The organism is Anaerococcus sp. HMSC075B03 (assembly GCF_001815585.1).
GTDB classification, from domain to species: Bacteria; Bacillota; Clostridia; order Tissierellales; family Peptoniphilaceae; genus Anaerococcus; species Anaerococcus vaginalis.
On record NZ_KV821193.1, the window covers coordinates 91,179 to 100,555 of the forward strand.

Below are 9,377 nucleotides of genomic sequence, written 5' to 3' on the forward strand. Positions count from 1 at the left end.
TCTTAGGGTTCTCCCTAACAAGGTAAAAATCGTAAAATTATATAGCCTTAAAGGCTATTGATTTTTTGATTTTTTCGTAAGTGGGTACTCACTTACTGTGCTTGCTATTAAAGTTATAAGCGTCAAGCGCGTATTAAGTTTTATTAATTATACCGCATTTAAAGAAATTAATAAAGAAGTATAAAGGGCGTTCAAGCAAATATCTTAAATAAGATTACTAAATTTTAAAATCCTTCATGTATTGAAATTAATTATCAAATGAGTTACAATAAAACTGACGGTAGCGTCGGAATTATTTATTGACAGGAGATAAAGTTTTGAATGATAAAAAATTGAAAGTTGGAGAAAAAAGGAAGTTAGAAATTCTGGAAGCGGCAAAAAAATGTTTCTTAGAAAAGGGTTTCCAAAATACAACTATGGAAGATGTTATAGAAAAAGTAAGTTTAAGTAAAGGTGGTGTTTACTATCATTATGGATCAACCTACGAAATGATTTATGATTTTATGAAATTAGGTATCAAATATAGAGGAGAAAAAAGCAAAACTATCGACACATCTAAGTTAACGACTTTAGACGCAATTACTGAGATGATGATGGAAAGAATTTATGATGAAAATGAATTTAAAAGCATCTATGCAATTTTTTTGAAACTACAAAATGAAGATAAAAGATTGTGTGAAATGTTTGAAAATTTAAAAGAAACAAACACAGAAATTTTATCGTCTGCTTTTCCTCCAAACGATAAGCTCTCATCTATTTTTGAAGATGAGTTTTTAGTGACCTTTGTAAATACTTTGATTTTAGGATATGAAAGTTTAAATCAAAAAGAAATTTTTATTGAAAATAAAGAAACAATCAAAAAGATGTTAGAAGAATATTTGAAAAATAAATTTCCTGAATTATTAGGCTGATCTTAAATTATGGTATAAAAATGAATACAAAAAAGACATTTTTAAAAAAATTTTATGAGCTAATAATGACATTATTAATTGTTAGTGTTTTATCATTTGTTTTAATGAAATTATCTCCCGTCGATCCAGCCACTGCATATGCTAAAAGACATATCGGAAGTCCATCACCTGAGCAAATTGAAGAAGTAAGAATAAGATTTGGTTTTGACAAACCTATATATAAGCAATATTTTAACTGGATTAAAAATCTTTTTTCTCTAGACTTAGGACAGTCTTTAAGCAATGGTAAACCAGTCTGGGATAATATAATGTTGGCTTTGCCAAAAACTTTATCTGTTGTTTTCTTTTCCGCAATATTGCAGGTAATTTTAGTATTATCTTTGGGATGTATTACTTTCTTATGGAAGAGCAAGATAATCAATAAGCTTATAAATCTTTTATGCCTTATTGGTGTTTCAATTCCTAGCTTTTATATTGCTATTATCTTACTTGATATATTTGCAGTAAAGTGGGATTTGCTATCAGTAGCAGGTAATATTGGCATTACAAACTATCTACTTCCTGCAATAACTTTAGGGATATTTGGGGCTTCTTTTTATTATCCACTATTTAAAGACGCTTTAGATAAAGAAAATGGCGAATATTATATTATGTTTTTTAGAGCTAATGGTCTAAAGGAATTTACTTTGTTCGTGAAACATATATTGCCAAACTCGATAGTAAAGTTAATCCCAAATTTCTTTCAGAGCATTGGGCTTATGATTGCAAATGTGGCAATAGTGGAGGGAGTTTTTTCTATTCCAGGATTTGGATATTTGATTGTAAATTCTGTAATAAATCGTGATGCAACGATGATTCATGGTTTGGTTTTCTTTTTAGCATTATTTATTGCCCTTGCGAATATAACATCCGATTTGATAAACGAACTTTTGATAAAGGAAAGGGGAGATTAATGAAAATAAATAAAAGGACAGTATTTGCTTTCCTAGTGATTTTATTTATGTTCTTTGGAAGTTTTTTTGCCCCTAATGATCCCTTAGAAGTTAATCTTCCCATTAGATTTGCAAATCCAAGTTCTAAGTATCCTTTGGGAAATGATAGCATGGGTAGGTGCGTTTTATCGAGAATACTGTACGGGGGAAAAACTACATTATTTATGGTTATGACTGCATCAATTATTGTTTTTACTTTAGGTTTGCTTTTAGGAACTCTTACATCAAAGGTTACCATGAAAAAGAATGTAATAGTAGATTCGATTATTAATGCTGTAACGGCTATACCACCAATTGCTTATTTAATCATATTTATAGCATCTTGGGGAAATGGAATAAAAACTACATTAATTGCTTTGGTTGTTTCATATATTTTGAGATTTTTAAGGCTTGTTAGAACTCAAATAAATATTGAATACGATAAGGCTTATTGCACCTGTATGATTTCACTTGGTGCTTCAAAGACTAGGCTAGTTCTAGTTCATATACTACCCAATATATCATTAGATTTAGTTCATTATATTTGCTTGTCCTGTGCGGATATGATTTTAGCCATTACTGGTTTTTCATTTATAGGAATTGGACTTGGAGAAAATGTTGTGGAGTGGGGTTCTATGATTTTAGAAGCAAGAGATTCAATATTTATTAAACCAGAACTCATAATTTACCCAATTTTTGCAGTTTTTATTACTACAATGTCCTTTAATATTATTGCAAAAGAAGCAAATAGAAGGTGAAGATATGATTTTGGTTAATCAATTACAAGTTACAGATAAAAAAGGAAACAGTCTTTTAAATAATATTTCCCTTAGTATTCCTATGGCGAAAATTATTGGTCTCACTGGTCCAAGTGGTGCTGGGAAGACTACATTAATAAACGCAATACTCGGGATTTTATCAGAGGACTTGAAAGTAAGTTCTGGGAATATTACTATAGATGATTTCGATATATTGGAAAAAGATAATATCAATAGCAACAATAGAAACATCGCTTTTATTCCTCAACTTCCCATGATTTCTTTTGACAAAAGAAAAAAGATAAAAAGTCAAATGATTGAAATTTATATTGCTAATCTTAATATAAATAAATCAGAAGCATTAAGTATAGCAAAAGATAAGCTCAAAAGCGTAAATCTTGAATATGAAAGAGTTTTAGATTCATATCCAACTGAACTTTCAGGAGGCATGATTCAGCGTGTGATATTAGCAATTTCTATGGGGCTAAATACTGATTATATAATTGCTGATGAACCAACATCAGCATTAGATAATTATAACTCATCATTATTTTTTGAATTGATTAAAGCAAATTTCAAAGGCAAAGGAATTTTATTAATAACACACGATGCCGAAATTCTTAAAAAATATAGCGACTTTATCTATGTGATAGAAAATGGGTGTGTTATAGAAAAGGGGAGTAGTAAAGATATATTTGAAAGTCCTAAAGAGGAATGGACAAGAAAATTTGTTGAATGTAGTCAGAAGATATTAGATTCTGGAGGTGAATGGGAGTGGACGAAATAGCTATGAGTAACGGTAGTCTTTCTTTTGAAACAGTAAAGGGGACATTTAAAGCTCTAGATCAAATTTCCTTTTCACTTAAAAGGGGAGATAACTTAAGTTTAATTGGTGAAAGCGGATCTGGTAAAAGCACCATTGCAAAAGCATTAATAGGATTAGAAAGAATAGATGAAGGATCTATATTCTATGATTCTGTAGATATCTCAAAATTAAAATTAAAAAAAATAAGAAAATATAGAAAAAATATCCAGTCTGTTTTCCAGGATACATCTGGTACTTTAAATCCTGGTATAAGCACTTTTAAAAATTTGGAAGAAGGGCTTATTAATTTAACAAACTTGTCGAAAAAGGAAAGAAAGGAAAAGGTGTTATTATTTTGCGAGGATTTACATTTAAAAAAGGAAATATTAGATGTGCCCGTTCACCAACTATCTGGAGGCGAGCAAAGAAGATTGTCGCTCATAAGAGCCCTTATGGTTAATCCTGATTTTTTAATACTAGATGAGGTTACGGCTGGGCTTGACTTATTGACGATTGAAAAAGTACTAAACTTACTTTTTTATTATCAATCTAAGCATAGTATTTCTTATATTTTTATCACTCATGATATAAATCAAGCAAAACAGATTTCAGATTATATCATAGAGATAAAGAAAGGAAAAATATTGAGAGAAGGAAAATTGCAAAGGAGATAGAAATGATCAAACTTAGAAAAAATATGATGGTTTTATTGGCACTTGTATTTAGTTTTTCAATTTTACTAGGAGGTTGCCAAAAGAATCAAGAAAAAGCACAAGAAAATTCAAATGTAGCAAGTGAAAACACAAAAGATGAAAGCAAGAAGGTTTTAACCTTATGTACTGCTAAAGAACTGACAAACCTTACGACTTTAACAATGAATAAGGAAAATAATATGGCTTGTGGTTTAATTTACGAAACCCTAGTAGCTTATGAAAACGGTGAAATTGTACCAAAACTTGCTGAAAGCTTTGAATATAAAGATGATGGCAAAACTTTAGTCTTTAAATTAAAGGACGGGGTAAAGTTTTCAGATGGTGAAGATTTTAATGCTGATGCAGTAAAAAAGATATTAGATTTTGATAAGTCAAACCCTAATTTTGCAGGCATTAGGGCTGTTGCAGAGATAAAATCAACAGAAGTTATTGATGATAATACGATTGCTATTCACTATGAAAATCCGTCTAAATTTTATATAAATGGTTTTTGTTTCCAAAATGTATTGGGGATGCCATCTCCAAAGTCATTTACTGAGGGAAACTTTGAGACATTTAACGAAAATATAGGAACAGGTCCTTATGTATATGAAGAATTTAAATCTGGAGAATATACAAAATTTGTTAGAAATGAAAATTATCATGGGGAAAAACCTTATTATGATGAAGTTATTGTCAAATATATTCCTGATGCTTCCTCAAGACTTCAAGCCTTAAATAAGGGGGAAATAGATTTAATTTATGGAGCAGATTTAATAAATTATGATGACTTCAAAAAAGGTTCTGAAATTAAGAATGTTACTGGAGAAGTCAATAAAAATAGGACTTTGACTAAGAATCTAATTTTGAATCCAAGTAAAAAAGAATTAGAAGATTTAAATGTTCGCCAAGCAATTAATTATGCAATTAACAAAAAAGACATTGTCGACAGTTTAACATACTCACATGAAGATGTAGCTGAAACTTTATTCCCTAAAGATGTAGATTATTGTGATGCAAATTATCCAACTAATTATAGTTATGCTCCTGAAAAGGCAAATAGCTTGCTAGATGAAGCGGGTTGGAAACTCAATAAAGATACAGGAATTAGAGAAAAGGATGGAAGTCCATTAAAGCTTCAATATGTTTACTGGTCAGATTTAGTACTTGCTAAGGAAACTGCACTTGCAATAAAGACGCAATTAAAAGAAGTAGGTATAGATGTTGACCTAGTTGAAAAAGATCAAATGTCATGGTGGACAGATGGTATAAAGGGAGAATTCCATTTGACAACCTGGAATACAGAGGGTTCTTATACTGAACCTCATAAGTTCTTACAAGAATCAATCACTGAAATGGATCCACATTTGATGCCGTTAAAAGCACTTTCTGATTCAAACATATATATTGATGCAATAAAGAAGGCTTCCACTTCTACAAACGAAGGGGAGATTAAAGATAATATACAAAAAGCTATAGTATATTCAAACGAAAACGCTATGGATTTGCCTCTTTCTTATTCAAAAGAAATGATTTTGTATAGAAATGACAAAATTGGTGGATATGACTTTACAAGTACACCACAATTTTTCAATATTTACAGTGTAAAAGCTAAATGAGAATAGGTTAATAAATTGAATTTAAGGCAGGTCTATCTATAAAGTAGTGAATGGATAGACCTATCTTATTATTACGAGGATTTATTAAGGAGGGGATTTGATGGATCTAATAAAACAATATGTAAAAAAGAGAAAAGGCTCATATTTTATGTCAATCTTACTGGCAATAATTGGAGTAGTGGCTGGTCTTTTTTCTTATATTTTTATGGCGAAAATTATTGTGAATTTGATTAATGGAATAAGGGATATGAGCTTATACACTCCACTTTGCATAAGTATTTTAATAACATTTGTTATTAAAGAAGTGGCAGCAGGAATATCAACAACTATATCTCATACTGCAACCTTTAATTCATTAGGAGAAATTAGAAATGATATTTCCAAAAAATTATTTAAGATGCCATTGGGAGATGTATTATCAAGAACATCTGGAGAATTAAAAAATATTATAGTTGAGCAAGTTGATTCTATGGAAACTTCACTTGCCCACTTAGTGCCAGAATTTACGGCAAATTTAGTAGGACCTGTTTTATTATTTATTTATATGTTTACCTTAGATTGGCGATTGACCTTGCTATCACTAATTCCATTTGTGGTGGGAATGGCTACAATGATGTCTGTTATGAATGCTCATTATAAGGAAATGTTTGGAAAGTCAGTTGCCATTGGTCAACATATGAATAATTCCATTGTTGAGTATATAAATGGGATAGAAGTAATAAAGACCTTTAATCAAAGCGAATCATCTTATAAAAAATATTCTGATGCAGTTTATGATAATGCAAGCTTTTATTATAATTGGATGGGCGAATCTATGAATAGGGTTGCCATAGGTAGATTACTTTCTCCTATGGGAATTATTACAATCATACCCTTTGGGATTTTATTTTATATAAATGGAAGTATTGATTTAGGAAATTTAATTACCTTAATCGTCTTATCCTTTGCTACGGTTTCTAGCGTTCTAAAAATCATGAACTATATGGATGATATGTCAAGAATATCAACTATAACTTCTGAAATAGGAAAAATTTTAGATTCAAGAGAGTTAGAAAATATTGACAAGGGAGAAAAAATAGAATCCTATAATATAGAACTTCAAGACGTAGACTTCTCTTACGATGGAAAAAACAAGGTTATAGATAATCTTTCTATGGAAATAAAAGAATCTTCTGTTTCAGCCCTCGTTGGTCCTTCTGGGTCAGGCAAGTCCACAATAGCAAAACTTATTGCTGGATTTTGGAATGTAGATAAGGGATCTATTAAAATTGGCGGAGTAGAAACAAAAGATGTGTCGCTCGAAAACTTGTCTTCACTTATTTCTTTTGTATTCCAAGACAATTTCCTCTTTGATATGACTATAAAGGAAAATATTAGGCTTGGAAATAAGAATGCCTCTGACGAAGAAATTATAGATGTATGTAAAAAATCTGCCTGCCATGATTTTATTATGAATCTATCTAATGGTTATGATACAAGAGTTGGTGAAGGTGGAGGTCATCTGTCTGGAGGAGAAAGGCAAAGAATATCTATTGCTCGTGCCATGCTAAAGAATGCACCAATCGTAATTTTAGATGAAGCAACTTCTTATATAGATCCTGAAAATGAAGCTCTCATACAAAACGCCTTGGCAAATCTAGTTAAGGGTAAAACTTTAATCATAATTGCTCATAGGTTAAAGACAATTGTTGATGCAGATAGAATATTTGTTATTAAAGATGGCAAATTAAATTCTTATGGTACTCATGAAGAACTATTAAAGTCATCAGAACTTTATAAGGAAATGTACTCTGCAAATTTAAGGGGTGATGAAAATGCTTAATGTGTTTAAAAAAATATGGAATTTTTCAAAAGAAGAACAGGTATATATTAAGAAATCTATTCTCGCTGGATTTTTGCACGCAGTATTTAATGCCCTTGAGTTTGGAGCAATTTACTATATGCTAGTAAATATATTTTCTAAAACTTTAGACTATAAAACTATCTTTGTTTGTCTTGGAATATTAGTTATATCCCTTGTTGGAAAGATAATGACACAAAAATCATCACAAATGGCACAAACACACGCTGGATATTTTATGGCAGCTCATAAGAGGATAGAAATAGGAGAAAAAATAAAAAGAGTTCCTATGGGTTTCTTTTCAAGCTTTTCACTAGGAAGATTAACTACTATTGCTACATCTTCACTTTCCCAAGCAGAAATGTGGGTGCCTATGCTTTTGGTTCTTGTACTTGGTGGAGTTTTAAATACTTTAGTCTTTGTCCTTGGAACTTTAATTTTTAACGTAAAGGTAGGATTGGTTGCTGTAGCAGGTGTGGTAGTATTTTTCATCGTTACATCAATGATGGAGAAAAAATCATCAGCTAATGCAGACAAAATGACAGAAACACAAACAAGACTTACAAAAGAAGTATTAGCAACTTTACAAGGAATGCAGGTTATAAAATCCTATAATCTTGGTGGAGAAAATAACAGAGCTTTAAGAAAGTCTATAAAAGATACATCAAATATACTTTTAGATTTAGAAATATCTGTAGCACCTTACACAGTTATCCAAAGAATTGTAATGGGAATAACAACAGTAGCTATGGTCTATGTATCATTAAAATTAAATTTATCTGGTGAACTTCCACTTGCTGAAACAATTCTTATGATTATGGCATCCTTTATTATCTTTGAAGGCTTAATCGGGGCAGGATCAAACATGGCAATCCTAAGAGCTTGCGAAAATGCCATAGATTCAGTTGGTTTTATAGACTCAATGCCTGATATGAGAGAAGGAAGTATTACAGAGCCTATAAAAAATCATGATATAGTCTTTAAAAATGTAAGCTTTTCTTATGATGATAGACCAATTTTAAAAAATGTATCAGCAGAGATAAAAGAAAATACCATGACTGCCATAGTTGGTCCATCTGGATCTGGTAAGACCACATTTTGTAATCTAATAGCGAGATTTTGGGATGTAAATTCTGGAGAAATTTTAATTGGTGGAAAGAATATTAAGGATTATAAGATAGAAAACCTTATGAATTCAATTTCCATGGTATTTCAAGACGTCTATCTCTTCGAAGACACTATTGAAAACAATATAAAATTTGGAAAACAAAATGCAAGCCATGAAGAGGTTGTAGAAGCTGCAAAGAAGGCGAGGTGCCATGAATTTATAGAAGCTTTACCAGAAGGATATGACACTATTATTGGGGAAGGTGGAGCAAGCCTATCTGGTGGAGAAAAACAAAGAATCTCAATTGCAAGAGCTATGTTAAAAGATGCGGACATCATAATCTTTGATGAAGCCACAGCAAGTATAGATCCAGAAAATGAAGATAAACTTAAAGAAGCAATAGAATCATTAACAAAAAACAAAACAGTAATTATGATTGCCCACAGACTAAAAACCATAAGAAATGCAGACCAGATTTTAGTCTTAAAAGATGGAGAAATAGTAGAACGTGGAAATCACGAAGAACTGATTAAAAATAATGGACTTTATTCTGACTTGATTAATGCAAAAGCTAAGGCGGAATCATGGAAATTAAATAATTGATAGGAAGAAATATTAAAATCTTTAAACAGTAAAATTTAGATTAGAGGATTTATGCCTAGTAGCATAAGTC

Annotated in this window: 8 protein-coding genes; all 8 read left to right on the forward strand. The window is 30.9% G+C overall.

All coding sequences use genetic code 11. The features are described 5' to 3' along the window. Positions 1–317: 317 nt before the first annotated feature. The 8 genes from HMPREF3045_RS05855 (at position 318) to HMPREF3045_RS05890 (ending at position 9,307) form a co-directional block, all read left to right on the forward strand. The gene (locus HMPREF3045_RS05855) at positions 318–911 is read left to right on the forward strand and encodes a TetR/AcrR family transcriptional regulator (RefSeq protein WP_070737841.1); all 594 of its coding nucleotides are present in this window, start codon (positions 318–320) and stop codon (positions 909–911) included. A 20-nt stretch (positions 912–931) separates the two neighbouring features. Then, entirely contained in the window at positions 932–1,864 is a 933-nt protein-coding gene (locus HMPREF3045_RS05860) for an ABC transporter permease (RefSeq protein WP_004167028.1), read from the forward strand. Further along, positions 1,864–2,640, forward strand: coding sequence for an ABC transporter permease (locus HMPREF3045_RS05865; protein WP_004167043.1), 777 nt, complete (start codon positions 1,864–1,866; stop codon positions 2,638–2,640). The genes HMPREF3045_RS05860 and HMPREF3045_RS05865 overlap by 1 nt, the downstream gene beginning before the upstream one ends. A 4-nt stretch (positions 2,641–2,644) precedes the next feature. Then, positions 2,645–3,427, forward strand: coding sequence for an ATP-binding cassette domain-containing protein (locus tag HMPREF3045_RS05870; protein ID WP_070737843.1), 783 nt, complete (start codon positions 2,645–2,647; stop codon positions 3,425–3,427). Next, entirely contained in the window at positions 3,409–4,119 is a 711-nt protein-coding gene (locus tag HMPREF3045_RS05875) for an ATP-binding cassette domain-containing protein (protein WP_070737846.1), read from the forward strand. Before HMPREF3045_RS05870 ends, HMPREF3045_RS05875 begins: the two co-directional genes overlap by 19 nt. Positions 4,120–4,121: 2 nt before the next feature. Further along, entirely contained in the window at positions 4,122–5,756 is a 1,635-nt protein-coding gene (locus HMPREF3045_RS05880) for an ABC transporter substrate-binding protein (RefSeq protein WP_070737849.1), read from the forward strand. 100 nt (positions 5,757–5,856) lie between these two features. After that, on the forward strand, positions 5,857–7,578 hold the full coding sequence (locus HMPREF3045_RS05885) for an ABC transporter ATP-binding protein (protein ID WP_070737853.1): 1,722 nt from the start codon (positions 5,857–5,859) through the stop codon (positions 7,576–7,578). Continuing rightward, positions 7,571–9,307 (forward strand): ABC transporter ATP-binding protein, encoded by a 1,737-nt coding sequence (locus HMPREF3045_RS05890; RefSeq protein WP_070737856.1) that lies wholly within the window; start codon positions 7,571–7,573, stop codon positions 9,305–9,307. Before HMPREF3045_RS05885 ends, HMPREF3045_RS05890 begins: the two co-directional genes overlap by 8 nt. Positions 9,308–9,377: the final 70 nt, after the last annotated feature.

Bases quoted from the DNA above. Each gene is read 5' to 3' on its own strand.
- HMPREF3045_RS05890 (WP_070737856.1), top strand. From the start codon at position 7,571: ATGCTTAATGTGTTTAAAAAAATATGGAATTTTTCAAAAGAAGAACAG.
- HMPREF3045_RS05885 (WP_070737853.1), top strand. From the start codon at position 5,857: ATGGATCTAATAAAACAATATGTAAAAAAGAGAAAAGGCTCATATTTT.
- HMPREF3045_RS05880 (WP_070737849.1), top strand. From the start codon at position 4,122: ATGATCAAACTTAGAAAAAATATGATGGTTTTATTGGCACTTGTATTT.
- HMPREF3045_RS05865 (WP_004167043.1), top strand. From the start codon at position 1,864: ATGAAAATAAATAAAAGGACAGTATTTGCTTTCCTAGTGATTTTATTT.
- HMPREF3045_RS05875 (WP_070737846.1), top strand. From the start codon at position 3,409: ATGGGAGTGGACGAAATAGCTATGAGTAACGGTAGTCTTTCTTTTGAA.
- HMPREF3045_RS05860 (WP_004167028.1), top strand. From the start codon at position 932: ATGAATACAAAAAAGACATTTTTAAAAAAATTTTATGAGCTAATAATG.
- HMPREF3045_RS05870 (WP_070737843.1), top strand. From the start codon at position 2,645: ATGATTTTGGTTAATCAATTACAAGTTACAGATAAAAAAGGAAACAGT.